The organism is Methylobacterium sp. E-066 (assembly GCF_022829635.1).
Lineage (GTDB): Bacteria > Pseudomonadota > Alphaproteobacteria > Rhizobiales > Beijerinckiaceae > Methylobacterium.
This window is the reverse complement of sequence record NZ_JAKSYO010000088.1, coordinates 77,695-98,154: the sequence shown is the minus strand read 5'-3', so window position 1 is coordinate 98,154 and position 20,460 is coordinate 77,695. Positions and strand designations below refer to the sequence as shown.

General features: G+C 70.7%; 11 protein-coding genes. 7 read left to right on the top strand and 4 right to left on the bottom strand.

Translation table 11 applies throughout. From position 1 onward, the window contains the following. Positions 1-13 precede the first annotated feature (13 nt). Both MKL20_RS10160 and MKL20_RS10155 read left to right on the top strand, forming a co-directional pair. Positions 14-1,423 carry a malonyl-CoA decarboxylase gene (locus tag MKL20_RS10160; protein ID WP_244036564.1) on the top strand — a complete coding sequence of 470 codons (1,410 nt, stop codon included), beginning with the start codon at positions 14-16 and terminating at the stop codon, positions 1,421-1,423. Positions 1,424-1,574: 151 nt separating this feature from the next. Then, positions 1,575-3,083, top strand: coding sequence for a malonate--CoA ligase (locus MKL20_RS10155; RefSeq protein ID WP_244036563.1), 1,509 nt, complete (start codon positions 1,575-1,577; stop codon positions 3,081-3,083). A gap of 48 nt (positions 3,084-3,131) precedes the next feature. On the opposite strand, the gene MKL20_RS10150 is transcribed toward MKL20_RS10155, so the two are convergent. The 4 genes from MKL20_RS10150 to MKL20_RS10135 form a co-directional block, all read right to left on the bottom strand. Beyond that, positions 3,132-3,908 carry a hypothetical protein gene (locus tag MKL20_RS10150; protein ID WP_244036562.1) on the bottom strand — a complete coding sequence of 259 codons (777 nt, stop codon included), beginning with the start codon at positions 3,906-3,908 and terminating at the stop codon, positions 3,132-3,134. A 91-nt stretch (positions 3,909-3,999) separates the two neighbouring features. After that, positions 4,000-4,380 (bottom strand): DUF3618 domain-containing protein, encoded by a 381-nt coding sequence (locus tag MKL20_RS10145; RefSeq protein ID WP_058193606.1) that lies wholly within the window; start codon positions 4,378-4,380, stop codon positions 4,000-4,002. Beyond that, on the bottom strand, positions 4,377-4,790 hold the full coding sequence (locus MKL20_RS10140) for a phage holin family protein (RefSeq protein ID WP_243963572.1): 414 nt from the start codon (positions 4,788-4,790) through the stop codon (positions 4,377-4,379). Before MKL20_RS10140 ends, MKL20_RS10145 begins: the two co-directional genes overlap by 4 nt. Before the next feature lie 2 nt (positions 4,791-4,792). Continuing rightward, the gene (locus tag MKL20_RS10135) at positions 4,793-5,302 is read right to left on the bottom strand and encodes a hypothetical protein (protein ID WP_244036561.1); all 510 of its coding nucleotides are present in this window, start codon (positions 5,300-5,302) and stop codon (positions 4,793-4,795) included. Positions 5,303-5,795: 493 nt separating this feature from the next. Here MKL20_RS10135 and MKL20_RS10130 point away from each other — a divergent pair, with 493 nt between their 5' ends. The 5 genes from MKL20_RS10130 to MKL20_RS10110 all read left to right on the top strand — a co-directional run bounded on the left by MKL20_RS10130 (position 5,796) and on the right by MKL20_RS10110 (position 20,415). Beyond that, complete coding sequence (locus MKL20_RS10130; protein ID WP_243963568.1) at positions 5,796-7,217, top strand: trehalose-6-phosphate synthase; 1,422 nt, start codon at positions 5,796-5,798, stop codon at positions 7,215-7,217. Between the two features lie 372 nt (positions 7,218-7,589). Continuing rightward, positions 7,590-9,698, top strand: a complete 2,109-nt coding sequence (gene glgX, locus MKL20_RS10125) for a glycogen debranching protein GlgX (protein WP_244036560.1) — start codon at positions 7,590-7,592, stop codon at positions 9,696-9,698. 370 nt (positions 9,699-10,068) lie between these two features. Beyond that, a complete protein-coding gene (gene treZ, locus MKL20_RS10120; protein WP_244036559.1) occupies positions 10,069-11,874 on the top strand; it encodes a malto-oligosyltrehalose trehalohydrolase in 1,806 nt (601 codons plus the stop codon). Then, a complete protein-coding gene (locus MKL20_RS10115) occupies positions 11,871-16,778 on the top strand; it encodes a malto-oligosyltrehalose synthase (RefSeq protein WP_244036558.1) in 4,908 nt (1,635 codons plus the stop codon). Before treZ ends, MKL20_RS10115 begins: the two co-directional genes overlap by 4 nt. 247 nt (positions 16,779-17,025) lie before the next feature. Next, positions 17,026-20,415 carry a maltotransferase domain-containing protein gene (locus MKL20_RS10110; RefSeq protein ID WP_244036557.1) on the top strand — a complete coding sequence of 1,130 codons (3,390 nt, stop codon included), beginning with the start codon at positions 17,026-17,028 and terminating at the stop codon, positions 20,413-20,415. The last annotated feature ends 45 nt before the right edge of the window (positions 20,416-20,460 follow it).

The following is a 20,460-nucleotide window of genomic DNA, read 5'->3' as shown; positions in this document are numbered from 1 at the left end:
CAGTGCGAGGGTCATGGCGGCGATCTCCTTCTTCGGCGACCTGCTCCAGACCATCAGCGAGCGGGGCCGCGACCTGATCGGCATCGGCCGCGGCGACATCGCCGGCCGGGCCAATGCGGGCGAGCTGGTCAAGCTGTGCGAGGACCTGATCTCCCGCCGCGGCGAGGCCTCCGGGGTGGCTCTGGCCCGGCTGATCCTCGACCGCTACGCCAGCTTCGGCCAGACCGAGCGCCACGCCTTCCTGCGGGCGATCGCGCTGGATTTCGACGCGGACCATGCCGCCGTCGACGAGGCGATCGCCGCCTACCGGGCCGATCCGACCCGCGCCCGCCTCGGCACCCTGCATGAGGCCGCCGAGCCGCGCAGCCAGGAGTTGATCCGCCGTCTCAACCTCGCCCGCGGCGGCACGCTCAGCCTTGTGCGGATGCGCGAGGACCTGTTCGACCTGCGCAAGGCTCTGCGCGCCGGCGCGGAGGCGGAGGCCGCAGTGCTGGACGCCGTCGACAGCCTCGATTCCGATTTCGAGCACCTGTTCGCCTCCTGGTTCAACCGGGGCTTCCTGGTGCTGCGGCACATCGACTGGACCACGCCCGCCCATATCCTGGAAAAGATCATCCGGTACGAGGCGGTGCACGCGATCACCGGCTGGGACGACCTGCGCGCCCGGATCGAGCCGGCGGACCGGCGCTGCTTCGCGTTCTTCCACCCGGCGCTCTCCGACGAGCCGCTGATCTTCGTCGAGGTGGCGCTCACCGACCAAGTCGCGCCGGCGATCGCCCCGATTCTGTCGCGGGAGCGCAAGCCGCTGCAGCCGCGGGCGGCGACCACGGCGATTTTTTACTCGATCTCCAACTGCCAGAAGGGGTTGGCCGGCGTCACCTTCGGCAACTTCTTGATCAAGCAGGTGGTGGAGGATCTGACCCGCGAGGTGCCCTCGCTCAAGACCTTCGTGACCCTCTCGCCGGTGCCGGGCTTCTCCGCTTGGCTCGCCCGGGAGCGCCGGGCCGACAGCCCGCAGGGCCTGCTGCCCGAGGACGTGGAGGTGCTGCGGGCGCTGGACGATCCGGACTGGCACGCCGACAAGGCCCGGGCCGAGGCCGTGCGCAAGGCGCTGATCCCGGCTGCCGCCGCCTATTTCCTGCGCGCCAAGAACGAGCGCGGGCGCCCCCTCGACCCGGTGGCCCGGTTCCATCTCGGCAACGGCGCCCGGCTGGACCGGATCAACTTCCTCGGCGACACCTCGAAGAAAGGGCTGGCCCAGTCGCACGGGCTGATGGTGAACTACCTCTACGACCTGGCGGCGATCGAGAAGAACCACGAGACCTACGCCAATCTCGGCACCGTGGCGGCCTCGCCGGCGGTGACCCGGGAGCTGCGCGCCAAGCTCCCGCCGCCGCGGGCGGTGGTGCTGGCCGAGGCCTAAGGCCGAGCCGTCCCCACCCTGACGGGGATGCCGGTTCGGGCATAGGCGGCCCGTGAACGTCATGGCGGAGCGCCGGCCCCGATTGCGGGGCGATCGGGAACGGTTCTATGGCTGCCTGAACCCTGCGGCCCGTGATAGCTCCAGCCTCACGATGACGAACCATCTTTTCTCCCTGGTCCGGGACGGCGTCCCCGATCCCGCCAAGACCGTGATCGAAACACCGGAGGGGCGCCGCTACAGTTACGCGGACCTGATCGCGCGCTCCGGCGCCTACGCGGCGGCTTTGCAGGCGGCGGGCGTGCAGCCCGGCGACCGGGTGGCGGTCCAGGTCGAGAAGAGCCCTGAGGTGATCTTCCTCTATCTCGGGGTGGTGCGCGCCGGCGCGGCGTTCCTGCCGCTCAACACCGCCTACACCCCGGCGGAGATCGGGTACTTTTTGGGCGATGCGGAGCCCACGATCTTCGTCTGCGACCCGGGACGGCGCGAGGCCCTGGCGCAGGCCGCCTCCGGCATCCGCGAGGTCTGGACGCTGGACGCGGCCGGGGCCGGCAGCGCGGCCGAGACCGCGGACCGGCAGGCCACCGATTTCGCGGACGTGCCCCGGGGCCCGGAGGATCTCGCCGCGATCCTCTACACCTCGGGCACGACCGGGCGCTCCAAGGGCGCCATGCTTACCCACGACAACCTGGCATCGAACGCTCGGACGCTGGTGGATGTCTGGCGCTTCACCGAAGACGACGTGCTGATCCACGCCCTGCCGGTGTTCCACACCCACGGCCTGTTCGTGGCGACCAACACGGTGCTGGCGAGCGGCGGCACCATGCTGTTCCTGCCGCGCCTCGACCCAAAACTGATCCTGAGCCTGATGGGCCGGGCGACCGCCCTGATGGGTGTGCCGACCTTCTACACGCGTCTCCTCAAGGAGCCCGGCCTCACCCCCGAGGCGGCCAAGGGCATGCGCCTGTTCGTGTCGGGCTCGGCGCCGCTGCTCGCCGAGACGCACCGGGAGTGGCAGGCGCGCACCGGCCACGCCATCCTCGAACGCTACGGCATGACCGAGACCAACATGAGCACCTCGAACCCCTACGCGGGGGACCGGGTCGCCGGCACGGTGGGCTTCCCCCTGCCGGGCGTATCCCTGCGGGTGGTCGATCCGGAGACCGGCGCGGCGCTGGGACCGGACGCGGTCGGGATGCTTGAGGTGAAGGGCCCGAACGTGTTCGAGGGCTACTGGCGCATGCCCGAGAAGACCGAAGCCGAGTTCCGGCCGGACGGCTTCTTCATCACCGGCGACCTCGGCAAGGTCGATGCCCGGGGCTACGTCCACATCGTCGGGCGCGGCAAGGACCTGATCATCTCAGGGGGCTTCAACGTCTACCCGAAGGAGGTCGAGACCGAGATCGACGCCCTTCCGGGCGTGGTCGAATCCGCGGTGATCGGTCTGGCGCACCCGGATTTCGGCGAGGCGGTCACCGCATTGGTGGTCGGCGGGACCGACGCCCCGGATGAGGCCGGGGTGCTGGCGGCCCTGGAGGGGCGGCTCGCCCGGTTCAAATGCCCCAAGCGCGTGCTGTTCGTGGACGAGCTGCCGCGCAACACCATGGGCAAAGTGCAAAAAAACCTGCTCCGCGAGGCCCATGCGGGGCTGTATCGGGCGTAAAAGAAACCGCCCGCTGGCTGCGAGGCCGGCGGGCGGGGGACTTCGTCGTCAGAGGTTGTGCGCGGTCCGCTCGTTCGCCGGCGGCGTGGGCCCCTCGGGATCCGTGGCCTTGCGGACCGCAGCGTTGAGATTGTCCGGATCGAGGGCGGTCTGGACGAACTCGCGGCCCATATTGGTCACCTCGCGGGCGTAGCGCAGGCCCTGGTCGCGCACCTCGTCGGCCCAGGGGCCGATGTTGCGGTCCTCCTGGCGGGTGCGCGGCAGCAGGGCGCCGAGCAGGAGGCCGGCGGCGACGCCGACGACGCCCACCAGAAGCGGGTTGTCGTCCACGAAGCGCTCGACCGTGCTGCGGCCGCGCTGGAGCCCATCGATCCCCTGGGTGGTGATGTCATCGAGCGCCCGCAGGTTGCGCTTGTGCAGGGCGCCGGCACGCTCCTTCGCCTCGTCATAGGCCGAGGCGGCGCGGGCGCGGGCCTGGTCGGCGGCGCTGCCGAGGCGGTTGCCGATATCGTCGGCCAGTTCCGACACGGTCTGGCGCGCCTGCCCGGCGAGGTCGGCGGCGCGATCACCGGCGGCCTGAGCCCCGTCCTTCACGGATGCGGCTGCATCGATCGGGCGCGTCGCGGCACCGGGCTGGAGCGGATCGTGCAGGCCGCGCGGGTCGGGGCGGAGGGTGAAGTCGCCGGCCACCTCGCCGGGGGCCGGACGCGGATCGCCGTGGCCGGCCGGGTCGGGCCGCAGGCTGCTATTGCTCGAGCCCGTCGGCATGCCGGCCTGGGCGGCGAGCTGTTCGGGGAGGCTGGACGGGGTCGGCTTGTCGGTCATGGCGGGGTCCTCGAATGTCGGTCTCGGCGCCGCGCGGGGGCGTCGCCCATCCCGGCCGTCGGGCCGGGCTCGAATCGTCACGTCTCGGCCGTCAGATGTCGGTCTTCTCGAGAGGGTCGCGAAGCGGGCGCGCCGTCGGCAGGTCGGGGTCGTAACCGCGGGCCGTGCCGGTGTTGAGCGTGGCCACGCGCTCGGCCGAGACCTGGGTGCGGCGGCGCTCGGCATCCCGGGCCATCCGGTTGAACAGCAGCCCCACCCCGGCGGCGATCAGCAGGACCGGAACGGGGTTGCGGCGCACGGCTTCGAGGGCGCCATCATAGACGCCGCTCAGCGCGGGCGTGCGCCGAGCGTTGCCCAGCATCTCGTCCACGATGTTCGGGACCGAGAGCTTCCCCTGGATCTGGTCGATCGTGTCGTCGAGCCGTGCCCGGCTCGCCTCGATCTCCTTTTCGAGGTCGGTCATCGAACTCATCCGGATACGCGCTCCGACAGGGCCTGGGCATCCTGGCGCACTTGGCGCGTCGTGCGCGTCGGCGCCAGGGTGGAGAGGGACAGGACGCTGCGCGCCCACAGGGCCATGCCGACGGCGATGACCAGCAGCACGCCGCCGACGATCAGGGCTGACAGCCACTCGGAGCCGACGATCGTGGCGAGCCACTTCACGAAGGCGCCGATCAGCACCAGCAGGGCGACCACGGCGAACACGGCCGAACCGACCATGCAGGCCAGGCCGATGATGAGCTGGCGGACATTGCCCGCCATCTCGGCGCGGAACAGCGCGATCTCCTTGCGGGCGAGCTCGTTGGTCTCCCGCAGGGCGTCGCCGATCAGGCTCTGGATGCTCGAAGCGCCAGGTTGGCGCGGATCAGGTCCCTGGGCCATCGTCAGGCCCGGAAGCTGTCGCGGGCGTCGCCGTCGGGCGCTTCCGGCGGCAGGCTCGACGACTTGATGAACCGGGCGGCGATCAGGCCGGCCACGAAGGTGCCGACCGCCACCGCCACCGGGGCGCGCCGGGCGAAGGCCTCGGCCTCGCCGTAGAAGTCGCCCAGGCTGCGCCGCTCGATCGAGGAGCCGAGCTGCTCCAGCCCGTCGGCGGCGCTGTCGAAGAAGGCGCGCACATGCGGCTTGTCGCCGAGGTCGCGGCCGGAATTGCGGATCGTCTGCGCCAGATCCTGGACCGACTGCGCCGCGTCGCTCTTGCGCCGCTCGACGTAATCCTGGGCCTGGAGCCGCGCCGCGTCGATCAGCCCGCGGCCGCGCTCGGCCGCCTCGTCGGCCAGTCCCTCGACGTCACCCTGAAGGGCGCGCCACTGGGGGCGCTCGGCGGGGCCCTCGTGCAGCGGATCCTTCAGCGGGTCCTTGGGCGCGTCCTGCGGGAACTCGTTGCCGGCCATCTCGAAAACACTCCTCGCGGCGCGGGGACGGCGTCGCTCGCGGCGACCGCGGCCCCCGCGATGGCTGAGTAACCGGCTGGGCTGTCACCGGTTCCGGTCCATCGGGAAGGACCGTTCCGCGCGACTCAAGCTCCGGCGCGCGGGCCCTCGCTCAGCCGGCGTTCAGGCGCGGTCTGGCAGAACCGCCGCGCTTGCACAACGGCGACGCTTCGTCCGCTCTTCAGCACGTCTCGGGCTTCGCTGCGCGTCGTCTTCGAAGGCTGGCCGGAGGGGAGTCGGAGGGGGGCCGGAGCGCGCCTCCAGCACCGGACACGCCGGCGCTCCTGTCCGGCGCGGCGTCGTGCTCGACTTGACCCGCGCCCGGCTTCACGCTTGGGTTGCCCCGACAAAGGATCGCGCAGGGACTCCGCGCGTTCTGCTATAAGAGAAGTCCCGATGCAGGCGCGGCAGGGTCCTCGACCTGACCCGCACCCATGATCCGGAGCCGACCCGCGTGGCACGCCTTGTGATCGTATCGAACCGCGTCGCCATCCCGGAGGATAGCGGGAAGGCGGTCGCGGCAGGCGGCCTCGCCGTCGCCGTGAAGGAGGCGTTCACCGCCTACGAGGGGTTGTGGTTCGGCTGGAGCGGCAACATCACGGAGGAGCCCTCCGAGGAGCCGACCCTGATCGACCGCGGCCGGGTCCAGTACGCCGTGGTCGACCTCTCGCCGCAGGACCACCTGGAATATTACGCCGGCTTTGCGAATCGGGCCCTGTGGCCGATCATGCATTACCGGCTGGGCCTGGGCGCCTTCTCGCGCTCGGATTACGCCGGCTATTGCCGCGTCAACCGGACCTTCGCCCGGGCGCTCGCCAAGCTGGTCGAGCCCGACGACATCATCTGGGTGCACGATTACCACCTGCTGCCGCTGGCCGCCGAACTGCGCGGCCTCGGGCTCGACAACCCGATCGGCTATTTCCACCACATCCCCTGGCCCGCCGCCGACGTGTTCAACTCGCTGCCGGCGAGCACCGAATTGCTGCGCGCCATCGTCGATTACGACCTGATCGGCCTGCAGACCGAGGCCGACGTGCAGAACCTCCAGCGCAACCTGGTCGACACCCAGCGGGCGATCCCGCTCGGCGGCGGCTCGCTGATGGTCGACGGGCGCCGCACCCGGATCCGCGCCTTCCCGATCGGCATCGACGTCGCCGGCTTCAAGGAGGCCGCCGAGAAGGCCAATGCCAACAAGGTGGTGCGCGAGACCATGGCGGGCCTGCGCACCCGCAAGCTGCTGATCGGCGTGGACCGGCTCGACTATTCCAAGGGCGTGTCCGAGCGGATGGAGGCGGTGGAGAGCTTCTTCGCCTCGAATCCAGACCAGCGCGGCAACGTCACCTACATCCAGATCACCCCGAAATCCCGCAGCGAGGTGCCGGAATACGAGCAGCTCGCCCGGGACGTGAACGAGAAGGTCGGCGAGATCAACGGCGCGCTGGGCGACCCGGCCTGGACGCCGATCCAGTACATCACCAAGGCCTATCCGCGCCCGGTGCTGGCCGGCCTTTACCGGGCGGCCCGGGTCGGCCTGGTCACGCCGATGCGCGACGGCATGAACCTCGTCGCCAAGGAATACGTGGTCGCGCAGAGCGAGGACGATCCCGGCGTTCTGGTCCTGTCGAAATTCGCCGGCTCGGCCCGGCAGATGCCGGAAGCGCTGCTGATCAACCCCTACGACCGGTTCGAGGTCGCCGAGGCGATCCGCTCCGCTTTGTACATGCCGAAGGCCGAGCGGCTGGCGCGCTGGAAGCCGATGGTCGAGCGCATGACCCGCGAGGACGTGGATTGGTGGGCGCGCAACTTCCTGTCGGAGCTGGAGAATTTCCGAACCATGGAGCGTGAGGCGCCGACGACGGCCGCGGCCGCCGAGTAGCCGGTTCTTTTGCGCTGACGCCGACGATGTCGATACCGCTTTGAGGCGCCATCGCTCTTGCAGGCCGCGCCGCGCCCCCTCTCCCGTGCGGGAGAGGGTTGGGGTGAGGGACCAGGTCTTTCCGGATAACGCGCATCCCTCACCCAGCTCTCTGCGAGAGCAGACCTCTCCCGCACGGGAGAGGGGGCCCGGGCCTCATCCGGCCGACGACGTGATCGTAGTCCCCGTGCAGGTCCGTACCGCCCGCAGGCTTTGCGGGGACGGGGAAAAGCGCATTGTTCCAAGCGACTTGCCGCCGGCCCCGATGGCTGAGTTCGCCCATCGGCGCCGGCACGTGCATCGCCCCACCTCCCAGAAAACCGGACCCCGCCCATGATCGCCGTCGATGACGGGGTGCCGGCGCCGCTCGGCGCGCATTTCGATGGGCGCGGGGTGAACTTCGCCCTGTTCTCCGAGCACGCCACCGCGGTGGACATCTGCCTGTTCGAGCCGGGGGAGCGGCACGAGACCCGCACGGTCCGGCTGCCCTGCCGCACCGACGACGTCTGGCACGGCTACCTGCGCGGGGTGCTGCCGGGCCAGCTCTACGGCTACCGGGTGCACGGGCCTTGGGATCCGGCGAACGGCCACCGGTTCAACCCCTCGAAGCTGGTGCTCGACCCCTATGCAAGGGAGATCCGCGGCCGGATCCGCTGGCACGACGCGCTCTACGGCCACCGCCGGGGAAACGAGAGCCGGATCGACCGGCGCGACAGCGCGGTCTACATGCCCAAGGGCGTGGTCACGGCCCCCGAGGTGCCCGATCTCGCGCTGGCCCCCCTGCGCCGGCCACTCACCGAGACGGTGGTGTACGAGGCCCACGTCAAGGCGCTGACCCGCACCCATCCCGACATCCCGGAAGCGGAGCGCGGCACCTACGCGGCGCTCGGCCACCCGGCGATCATCGCGCACTTGGTCAAGCTCGGGGTCACCGCCCTGGAGTTGCTGCCGATCCAGGCTTTTGCCGACGACCGGTTCCTGGTCGAGAAGGGGCTCGTCAATTTCTGGGGGTATCAGCCTCTGGGCTACTTCGCCCCGGACCCGCGCTACCTCGGGGAGGGCGGGCTTGGCGGCCTCAAGGCCGCGATCCGCGAGCTCAACGCCGCCGGGATCGAGACCTGGCTCGACGTGGTCTACAACCACACCGCCGAGGGCGACCACAGCGGCCCGACCCTGTCGTTCCGCGGCATCGACAATGCCAGCTACTACAAGCTCGACCCCGCGGACCGGCGCCGCACGATCGATTGCACCGGCTGCGGCAACACCTTCGACGTCAGCCACCCGCGGGTGATGCAGCTGGTGCTGGATTCCCTGCGCCACTGGGTCACCGCCTACGGCATCGCCGGCTTCCGCTTCGACCTCGCCTCGAGCCTCGGGCGCTCGCCGCTCACCTTCACCCCACAGGCGGCGTTCTTCCAGGCGGTGGCGCAGGATCCGGTGCTCGCCCGGGTCAAGATGGTGGCCGAGCCCTGGGATATCGGGGAGGGCGGCTACCAGCTCGGCGGCTACCCGCGCGGCTGGAGCGAGTGGAACGACAAGTTTCGCGACGCCGCCCGCGGCTTCTGGAAGGGCGATTCCGGCACCCTGGCGAAACTGACCCAGGGGCTGACCGGCTCGCGCGAGGTGTTCGCCCCGTCCCGGCGCTCGCCACTGGCCAGCGTCAACTTCATCGCCAGCCACGACGGCTACACCCTGGCCGACACGGTGGCCTACGAGCAGAAGCACAACGAGGCCAACGGCGAGGACAACCGCGACGGCCACGGCCACAACGTCAGCTGCAATTACGGTGTCGAGGGCGATACCGACGACGTGGGCATCCTGGCCGTGCGCGCCCGTCAGAAGCGCAACATGCTGGCCACCGTGATGCTGGCCCAGGGCGTGCCGATGCTGCTGATGGGCGACGAGCGCTCGCGCAGCCAGGGCGGCAACAACAACGCCTACGCCCAGGACAACCCGATCAGCTGGATGGACTGGACCAGCGACCCGGATCCCCGGCTCACCGCGTTCGTGGCGAATCTCCTGGCCCTGCGCCGGAGCCAGCCGGCCCTGCGGCGGCGCAGCTTCTTCACCGGCGCCCCGGTCGGCCCGGACTCGCCCTTGCGGGACGTGCACTGGCTCGCCCCCGAGGGCACCGAGATGGAGAACCGCCATTGGGCCGATGACGGCCTCCAGGTGTTCGGCATGCAGATCGGCAATGACGGGGCCGGCGACCGCCTGCTGCTCCTGTTCAATGCCGGGGTGGAGGCCCTCGACTTCCGCCTCGCCCCGGTGATCGGCGGCCCCTGGCAGCCGGTCTTCGACACCGGCGAGGCCACCGGCACGGTCCCGCCGGGCGCCCCGTCATACGGGCCGGACGACGCGGTGCCGCTGCCCGGCCGCTCGGTGCTGGTGCTCACCGCGGCGGGTGTGGGCGCGCGGAGCGGGTGGGTACCGGCGGGTTGAGCCGGTTCGGATCGGGAACAAACCGTCATTGCGAGCGCAGCGAAGCAACCCAGGGCAGCGCGCGCTTCCCGAACGTGGCGGATCCCTGGGTTGCTTCGCTGCGCTCGCAATGACGAGGCGGACGCGCAAACTTGACGGATATCCCAACCGCTCCCCTCGTCTTGCAGTCGAGGCAGGGACGAGCGGTTCCAACGGGCTCCGCCCGCCGATCGCCCCGCTCCCGCGCCATTTTTCGCACGGTTGCCGTCTCATCTCGCCGCCATAGCTGCGCTGCGGGAACCGGATCGGGCCCGGGGCCTTCTCCCACGACAATGATCCCTGCCGCGCTTGTCCCCCGGGGCGCACGGCCAACGACGAGGACCGTGGCCCGATGCGGCGCGCCCACAGCATGGATTTCGGAGCCGAGATGGTGGAGGGCGGCGTGCGCTTCGCTCTCTGGGCGCCGACCGCCAAGAGCGTCGAGCTCGTCGTCGACGGCATCGACCATCCGCTGCCCGAATCCGGCGGCGGCTGGCGGCGCACCGCCCTGCCCGGGGTGAAGCCGGGCGCCCGCTACGGGTTTCGCGTCGACGGCGACCTCGTCGTGCCGGATCCTGCCTCGCGCTTCCAGCCGGACGACGTCTCGGGCCTGAGCGAGGTGGTTGATCCGCGCGCCTTCGCGTGGTCGGACGAGGCCTGGACCGGGCGCCCGTTCGAGGAGGCGGTGATCTACGAGTGCCATGTCGGCACCGCCACGCCCGAGGGCACCTATGCCGGCCTGCAGGCGCGCCTGCCCGACCTCAAGGCGCTCGGCGTCACCGCGATCGAGCTGCTGCCGCTCGCCGACTTCAAGGGCTCGCGCAACTGGGGCTACGACGGCGTCCTGCCCTACGCCCCCGACGGCGCCTATGGCCGCCCGGACGACCTCAAGCGCCTGATCGACGTCGCCCACGGGCTCGGGCTGATGGTCTATCTCGACGCGGTCTACAATCATTTCGGACCGGCCGGGAATTACCTCCACGCCTACGCCAAGACCTTCTTCACCGAGCGCCACCAGACGCCGTGGGGCGCGGGCATCAACTTCGACGGCAAGGAGAGCGGCGCCACCGTACGGCAGTTCTTCATCCAGAACACCCTGTACTGGCTGGAGGAATACCATTTCGACGGCCTGCGCTTCGACGCCGTCCACGCGATCCTCGACGATTCGCCCCGCCACTTCCTGGCCGAGCTCGGCGAGACGGTCCGCAAAACCTTTCCGGACCGCCAGATCCACCTGATGCTGGAGAACGAGGCCAACCAGGCCCGCTGGCTGGAGCGCGACGCCGCCGGGCGGCCGAAGATGCACGACGCGCAATGGGCCGACGACCTGCACCATTGCTGGCACGTGCTGCTCACCGGTGAGGACGCCGGCTATTATCAAAGCTTTGCCGACAAACCAGTCGAGCGCTTGGCCCGCTGCCTGGCGGAGGGCTTTGCGTATCAGGGCGAGCCGTTCTCGACGCTGGGCAACCATCCGCGCGGCGAGCCCTCGGCGCATCTGCCGCCTTCGGCCTTCGTGACCTTCCTGCAGAACCACGATCAGGTCGGCAACCGGGCGCTGGGCGAGCGGCTGAGCCATCTGGCCGACCCGAAAAAGCTCGATCTCGCCCGGGCCGGCTTTTTGCTGGCGCCGCAGATCCCGATGCTCTGGATGGGCGAGGAATGGTCGGCCTCGACGCCGTTCCTGTTCTTCGTGGATTTCGCTCCGGATACGGACCTCAACACCGCCGTGCGCGAGGGCCGTCGCCGGGAGTTCAAGAGTTTTGCGGCGTTCGCCGACGACACCTCGAAGATCCCGGATCCTACGGAGCGCGAGACCTTCGAGACCTCGAAGCTCGACTGGTCGGAGCGGGCGCGCTCGCCGCACCGCGAGGTCCTGGCCGAGACGACGCGCCTGCTGGGTCTAAGGCGGGACGTCGTGGTGCCGCTGGCGAAGTCCGGCTACCAAGGCGCCGCCGCCACCCTGCCGCGATCCGATGTGGTCGATTGCACCTGGCGGTTCGGCGCCGGCACCCTGCGGTTCGTCGCCAATGTCGGGGACGCGGCCTTCGCGGTGGATCCGGGCGATGCCCGGGTGGTCTGGACCAACGCCCCCGATAAGACCGGACGGGACCTGCCGTCCTGGACAGGCCTGTTCCTGACGGAGCCCCGCTCGTGAGCCCCCTGGAAAAACTCGCCGACCTCGTCGGCGTCGCCGCCGGCTATACCGACGCCTTCGGCCAGCCGGTCGAGACCTCCCTGGAGGTGCGGCGCGGCCTGCTGGCGGCGCTCGGCTTCGCGGTCGAGGATGAGGCCGGCGTGGCCGAGAGCCTCGCCCAGGTCGAGGCCCTGCGCCGGGGCCTGGTGCCGCCGCTTCTGCCCGTGGAGGCGCGCCGCACCGCCCGGGTGCCGGTGCGCGTCGCGGACGGCGCCCCGCACACCCTGGTCTGGCGGCTGGTGGACGAGCGCGGGGCGGCCCGCGAGGGCCGGGCCAACCCGCAGGGGGCCGAGCCGGGTTTCGAGCTGCCGCCCCTGACCCCCGGCTACCATCGCCTCACCGTCCAGGCCGGCCGGATCCGGGCCGAATCCTGGGTGATCGCCGCGCCCCAGCGCTGCTGGCGCCCGCGGCCCTACACGGAGGAGGGCGCCTCCGACTGGGGCATGGCCGCGCAGCTCTACGGCCTGCGCTCGGCCACCAATATTGGCATCGGCACCTACGCGGATGCCGGCGAGGCCGCCCGCGAGGCGGCCCTGCGCGGGGCGGCGTTCTTGGGCCTCAGCCCGGTCCACGCCCTGTTCGGCTCCGACCGGACCAAGATCTCGCCCTACTCGCCGTCCTCGCGGCTGTTCCTCGAGACCCTGTTCATCGCGCCGCACAGCCTGCCGGGGCTCGCCGGCTCCCGGGCCGAGGCGCTCCTCGCCGACCGCGCCGACGCGATCACGGCGCTCCGCGAGGCGGCGCTCGTCGATCACCAGGGCGTGGCCGACGTGCTCGACCCGGTGCTGCGCGCCCTCTGGCTCGAATCCCCGGCCCGGGCCGGCACCGACGCCGCGTTCGAGCGCTTCCGCCAGGAGGGCGGCGCGGATCTCGCCGCGCACGCGGTGTTCGAGGCCCTGTCCGAGCATTTCCGGCAGCAAGGCGCCCATTGGCTCGGCGACTGGCCGGAGGAATACCGCCGTGCCGGCACCGACGCGGTCGTGGCCTTCGCGGCCGGGAACGCCGAGGCGGTGGGCTACCACGCCTGGCTGCAATACCTCGCCGACCGCCAGCTCGCCGCGGCCTCCGCGGCGGCTCTGGGCGCCGGCATGCGGGTCGGGCTCTACCGCGACCTCGCGGTGGGCGCCGACCGGGGCGGCTCCGAGATCTGGTCGCATCCCGAGCGCTTCGCCGACCGGGTCTCGATCGGCGCGCCCCCGGACCTGCTGGCGCCCAAGGGCCAGAACTGGGGCCTGCCGGCCTTCGACCCGCTGGAGATGGAGCGCGACGGCCTCGCGGCGTTCCGCGCCCTGGTCCAGGCCAACATGCGCCATGCCGGCGCGATCCGGATCGACCACGCCTTCCAGCTCGCCCGGCTGTTCCTGATCCCGCTGGGGGCCGGCGCCCATGCCGGCGCCTACGTGGCGATGCCGTTCGAGCCGATGCTGGCGGTGCTGAGGCTGGAGAGCCACCGCAACAAGTGCCTGGTCATCGCCGAGGATCTCGGCACCGCGCCCGAAGGCTTCTCCGACGCCCTGATGCGGGCCGGCGTGCTCAGCTACCGGATCCTGGCCTTCGAGCGGGAAGGGGACGGTCGCTTCAAGGCCCCCTCCGCCTATCCGCGCGACGCGCTCACCGCCATCACCACCCACGACCTGCCGACCTTCGTCGGCTGGTGGCGCGGGGTCGACACCGACACCCGCCAGTCGCTGGGCTTGTACGATCAGGATCGCGCCGAGGCCGAACGGAACGAGCGGGTGGTCGAGCGCCGCCGCCTCACCGAGGCGCTCGCCGCCGAGCAGCTTCTGCCCTCGGCCGAGCCCCCCGAGGCCGCGCCGTTCGAGGCCGCCGCCCGCTACCTCGCCCGCGCCCCCTCGATGCTGACCGCCGTGCAGTACGAGGACGTGGTCTCGGAACTCGCCCAGGCCAACGTGCCGGGCTCCACCGAGGGCTACCCGAACTGGCGGCGCAAGCTCGACCGGGACCTCGTCGCCATCGCCGCCCCGGGCGGCCCGCTCGCCAAGCTGGCGGCCTCGCTCTCGGCCGAGTCGCGGGGCCCGCGCTCGGGCTCCGCCCGGCTGGCGGCGCCCCCGCCGCAATCGACCTACCGGCTGCAGTTCCACAAGGACTTCACCTTCGCGGACGCGGAGCGGATCGTCCCGTATCTCAAGAAGCTCGGGATCAGCCACGTCTACGCCTCGCCGCTCCAGAAGGCGCGGCCCGGCTCGACCCACGGCTACGACATCGTCGATCACGGTGCGATCAACCCGGAGCTCGGCGGCGAGGAGGGCTTCGTCAAGCTGTCCGAGACCCTGCACGGGCACGGGCTGAAGCTGCTCCTGGACATCGTGCCCAACCACATGGGCGTCGGCGGCTCCGACAACCCGTGGTGGCTCTCGGTGCTGGAATGGGGCTCCCTGTCGCCCTTCGCGGACGCCTTCGACATCGACTGGCAGCGCCTCGGCGCCGGCCGCAACCTGGTGATCCCGTTCCTGGGCGAGCGCTACGGCGAGGCCCTGGAGCAGGGTACCCTGGAGCTGAAGTTCGATCCCGAGGCCGGCGCCTTCAGCGTCTGGCACTATGAGCACCAGCTGCCGATCCGCCCCTTGAGCTACCCGACCATCCTGAACCGGGTGATCGCCGCCATCGGCGCGGTGGACGACGACACCACCGCGGAATTGCTCGCCATCTCCGAGCGCCTGCGCGCCATGGCGATCGACACCGACGAGACCCGCCGGAAGGGTTTTCCGGAGGAGGCCGAGGGGCTCAAGCGCCGGCTCGCCGAGATCTACGGCGTCTCGACCCTGATCCAGGAGGCGACCGCCAGCACCCTGGCGCTGCTCAACGGCTTCAAGGGCCGCCCCGACAGCTTCGGGCCGCTGCACCGGCTCTTGGAGGCCCAGGCCTACCGGCTGGCCCATTGGCGGGTGGCGTCGAGCGACATCAACTACCGCCGGTTCTTCGACGTGAACTCGCTCGCCGGCCTGCGGGTGGAGCTGTCCGACATCTTCCACCGCTCGCACGAGACCGTGTTCCGGCACATCCGCGAGGGCCGGATCGACGGCTTGCGCATCGACCACATCGACGGGCTCGCAGATCCGCTGGGCTACGCCAGGGCGCTCCAGGCCGCCGTGGGTCCCGGCTTCTACGTGGTCGTCGAAAAGATCCTGGAGCCCGGCGAGCGGCTGCGGCCCTGGCCGGTGGCCGGGACCACGGGCTACGACGTGCTCAACCAGCTCGACGGCATCCTGGTGGACAAGGAGCGGCAGGGGAAGGTCCGGCGGCTCTACGAATGGGCCTCGGGCTTCGATGAGCCCTACGGCTTCCAGCTCCGCGCCGCCAAGGCCGAGATCCTGGAGATCAGCTTCGCCAGCGAGTTGGAGGTGCTGACCACCGACCTCAAGGAGGTGGCGGATGCCGACCGGCGCACCCGCGACTTCACCGTCAACGCCCTGCGCCGGGCCCTGATCGAGATCATCGCCCGCTTCCCGACCTATCGCAGCTACCTGCCGCCGGAGCTGGAGGAGGGCGAGGTCGAGCCCGAGGACGTGCGGCTGATCGAGGGCGCGGTCGCCAAGGCCAAGCGCTGGTCGGGCCTGCCGGACCGCTCGGTGCACGATTTCGCCGCCGACGTGCTGCTCGGGCGGATCGAGACCGTGGGGCCGGGGCGCCCGGACCCGCGGGTGGTCCTGCGCTTCCGTCGCCGGTTCCAGCAGCTCACCGGCCCGGTCATGGCCAAGAGCCTGGAGGACACGCTGTTCTACCGGTACGCCTGCCTGCTCGGCCTCAACGAGGTCGGCGGCGATCCGGGCGAGTACGGCATCGACGCCGAGCATTTCCACGACCTGCAGATCGCCCGCGCCCGCGACTGGCCGAACGCCATGATCACCACGGCGACCCACGACACCAAGCGCGGCGAGGATGCCCGGACCCGGATGCTCGCGCTCTCCGAGATCCCGGAGGGCTGGGCCGGCGCCTGGGACCTGTGGCAGCGCACCGCCGGGCCGCATCTCGCCCGGATCGATGGCGAGCCGGCCCCCGATGCCAACGACCAGTGGATGTTCTTCCAGGCGATCCTCGGCGCCTGGCCGCTGGAGCTGCTGGAGCGGGACGAGACCGCCACGATCGCGGATTTTCGCGATCGGCTGATCGCCTATGGCGAGAAGGCCATGCGCGAGGGCAAGCGCCGCTCGAGCTGGGTCAATGTCGACGAGGTCTACGAGGGCGCGGTCAAGAAGCTGTTTTCCGCGCTGATCGCCCCGGGCTCGGATTTCCTGCACGAGTTGCGCCCCTTCGCCCGACGGCTCGCCCATCTCGGCATGCTCGCAGGGCTCGGCCGGACGGTGCTGAAATGCACCCTGCCGGGCCTGCCCGACACCTACCAGGGCACGGAGGTCTGGGATTTTTCGTTCGTCGATCCCGACAACCGCCGCCCGGTGGATTACCCGGCCCTGGAGCGGATGCTCGAACAGGGCGGCGAACCGGCCGCGCTGCTGCCGCACTGGCCGGACGGGCGGGTCAAGCAGGCGACCCTGGCGCGTCTGCTCGCCGAGCGGGCCGAGCGCCCGGCCTTCTACGCCAGCGCCGCCTACGAGCCGGTGGAAGCCACGGGCGCCCGGGCGGCCCACGTCATCGCCTACCGGCGGACCGATCCCGGCGAGGAGGGCGGCGACCTGTTCGTGGCGGTGCCGCGTCTGTTCGCCGGCATCGTCGGCGACGCGGTCTGGTCGGGCGAGGCGTTCGCCGGAACCCGGGTCGATCTCGGGGCGGGCACGCACTGGCGCGACCTCGTGTCGGGCCAGATCGTGGAGACCGGAGGGGAGGGGGCCGACCTCGGCCAGCTCCTGCGCGACCTGCCCTACGCGGTCCTGCGGCGGCAGGGGTGATCCGCTCCGTCATTGCGAGTGGAGCGAGGCAACCCAGGGCAGCGCGCGTTCCCAGATCGTCGCGTCTCTCTGGCTTGCTTCGCTCCGCTCGCACTGACGCCAGTCGCCCGGGCAGGCCCCTCGCGGCCCTGTCATGCGAATCTGCTGAGAGGCGGGTGGCGCGGACCTGAACATCCGCGCCGTCCCACGTAAGGCACGCCCGCGCGGTTCGGGCGTTACGACCATGGACCAGGAGCCAGAGACCAGCATGAACGCACCGACCACCGCCGCCGCCACCGCCGCTGCGACGACCGGAGCCGTCCTGCCCGCAGCCCTGGCGCCTCGCGCCGAAGGGCCCCGGATCTACAACCTGTTCCCGCTCCTGGTCGGGCGCGTCTCCGACTGGGCGGCCGAATTGCCCCGGATCGCATCGCTCGGCTTCGACTGGATCTACCTGAACCCGTTCCACCAGACCGGCGGCTCGCGGAGCCTCTACGCGGTGGCCGATCCCGAGCGGCTCGACGAGCGGTTCCGCGACCAGGACGGCACCCCGGACGACGAGCAGATCCGCCGCTTCTGCGCCGCCGCCGAGGCCGCCGGCCTGTCGGTGATGACCGACCTCGTGATCAACCACACCGCCGACAACGCCCGGCTGGCTCTGGAGCGGCCCGACCTGTTCATGAAGGAGCCCGACGGCTCGATCATGCATCCGGGCGCGGTGGATCCGGACGATCCCTCGATCCGCACGGTCTGGGGCGATCTGGTCGAGCTCGACTATCACACGCCCGCCGCCCGGGACGAGCTGACCCGGATCTGGGGCGCCTACGTCGCCCGGCTGCAGGCGCTCGGCGTCGCGGGCTTCCGGTGCGACGCCGCCTACAAGGTCCCGCCCGAGACCTGGCGCGTCCTGATCGGCGAGGCCAAGGGCCGCGATTCCGCCTGCCTGTTCGCCGCCGAGACCCTGGGCTGCACCTTCGAGGAGGCGAAGGCCACGGCCGGCGCCGGCTTCGACTACCTGTTCAACTCCTTCGCCTGGTGGGACCTGAAGAAGCCCTGGGCACTGGAGCAGTACGAGCGCCTGCGGGTGCTGGCGCCCTCGATCGCCTTCCCGGAAAACCACGATATGCAGCGCCTAGCCGCCGAGATCGGCGGCGGCTCCGAGGCGGTGGCGCGGCACCTGCGCACCCGCTACGCGCTGGCCGCCTTCTTCTCGGCCGGCGTGCTGATGCCGATCGGCTACGAATGGGGCTACCGCCGGGCGCTGCACGTGGTCGAGACCACCCCGCGCGACCGCGAGAACGACACCGGCATCGACATCTCCGCCTCGATCCGGGCGATCAACGCCCTGCGGGCCGAACTGCCGGCCGCCAATGTCGAGGGTGCGCAGCTGCGCATCTCGGCTCCCGACAGCGACCTCGTGGCGCTGGCCCGCTTCGACACCGGCCATCCGGCCTCGGCGCAGCACGCGCTGATCGTGCTCTACAACCCCTCGGACAAGCCGGTGCCGGTGGAGGCCGGGGCGCTCATCGCCCGGACCGGCGGCATGCTCGGCACGTTCGTCGACCGGACCCCCGAGGCCGAGCCGATCGCCTTCCATCCCGGCAGCGCCATCGACCTGCTGCCGGGCGAGTTGCGCATCCTCAGCGCCAGCGCCGCCCAGGTCGCCCAGCTGCCCGAGCGCGGCACGCCGGACGGCGAGGGCCGGGTGGTGATCGAGGCGGTGAGCCCGGAGATCGACGGCGGCCGCTCGGCGGTGAAGCGCATCGTCGGCGAATCCCTGCGGGTCGAGGCCGACATCTTCTCCGACGGCCACGAGATCCTCGACGCCGCGATCCTGTCGCGGGTCGCCGGCACCGAGGCGTGGCGCGAGGACCCGATGGTCTTCGTCGACAACGACCGCTGGGCCGGGCAATTCCCCCTGGAGCGCAACGCCCGCTACGAGTTCACCCTGATCGCCTGGCGCGACCCGTTCTCCTCCTGGGTGCGCGACACCCTGAAGAAGCGCGCCGCCGGCGTCGACATCCGCCTGGAGACGATCGAGGGCGTCACCCTGGTGGAGAGCGCCGCCTCCCTCGCCCGGGGCCGCGGCGCCGGGCGCGACGCGGAGCGGCTCGCCGCCCTGGTCGCGGCGCTCGCCGCGGAGGAGACCGGCTCGGCCGCCCAGCTCGAGCGGATCCTGCAGCCCGAGGCGGCGAGCCTCGTGCGCCGGAACGCCGAGCGGGTGAATCTCAGCCGCTATCCGGTGGTGCTGCCGGTGATCGCCGACCGCCTCGCGGCCCGGTTCTCCGCCTGGTACGAGATTTTCCCGCGCTCGCAATCGATGGACGTGAACCGCCACGGCACCTTCGACGATGTGATCAAGCGGCTCCCGGAGATCCGCGAGCTCGGCTTCGACGTGCTCTACTTCACGCCGATTCACCCGGTGGGCCGGACCAACCGGAAGGGCAAGAACAACACCCTCAAGGCCCTGCCGGGCGACGTCGGCTCGGTCTACGCGGTCGGCGCGGAGGAGGGCGGTCACGAGGCCGTGCATCCCGACCTCGGGACGCTGGAGGATTTCGAGCGCCTGGTGGCGGAAAGCCACGCCTACGGCATGGAGATCGCCCTCGACTTCGCGATCCAGTGCTCGCCGGACCATCCCTGGATCAAGGACCATCCCGAATGGTTCGAGTGGCGCCCCGACGGCACGCTGAAATTCGCCGAGAACCCGCCCAAGAAGTACGAGGACATCTCGAACGTCCATTTCTACGGGGGCGCCCTGCCCTCGCTCTGGATCGAGCTGCGCGACATCCTGCTCGGCTGGTGCGCCCGGGGCGTGCGGATCTTCCGGGTCGACAACCCGCACACCAAGCCGATCCCGTTCTGGGAATGGGTGATCGCCGAGGTCAACGGCCGCTATCCCGACGCGCTGTTCCTGGCCGAGGCTTTCACCCGGCCGAAGATGATGAAGAAGCTGGCCAAGGCCGGCTACCAGCAGAGCTACACCTACTTCACCTGGCGCAACACCAAGCAGGAGCTGACCGAGTACGCCCTGGAGCTCGCCGGCGAGATGGGCGAGTATTACCGCCCGAACTTCTTTGCGAATACGCCCGACATCAACCCGTACTTCCTCCAGACCAGCGGCCGGGCGGGCTTCGTGATCCGGGGGACGCTGGCCGCCACCCTGTCGTCGGTCTACGGCATCTATAACGGCTTCGAGCTGTGCGAGGCGGCGCCGTATCCCGGCAAGGAAGAGTATCTGAACTCCGAAAAATACGAGCTGAAGGCCTGGGACTACGACCGGCCCGGCAATATCCGCGAGCACATCGTCACGCTCAACAAGATCCGCCGCGAGAACCCGGCCCTCTGGGATTTCCGCAACGTGGTCTTCACCGGCGCCTCCAACGACCAGATCATCGCCTACGCCAAGGCGACGCCGGAGCGTGACAATTGCGTGTTCACCATGGTCAACCTCGATCCCAAGAACCGCCAGGAATGCACCTACGAGGTGCCGCTCTGGCTGTTCGGCCTGCCCGATGACGGCGCCGTGGAGGTTGAGGACCTGCTCCAGGGCTACACGTTCGAGCTGCGCGGCAAGACCCACCGGATCGCGCTGGATCCGGCCGAGCGATCCTGCATCATCTGGCGTCTTCGGGCGCCGCGGCGGGTTGCGGGCTGAGCCAGCCCATGGCACCTGACCATGACTTCTAATTCCGACGCCGGG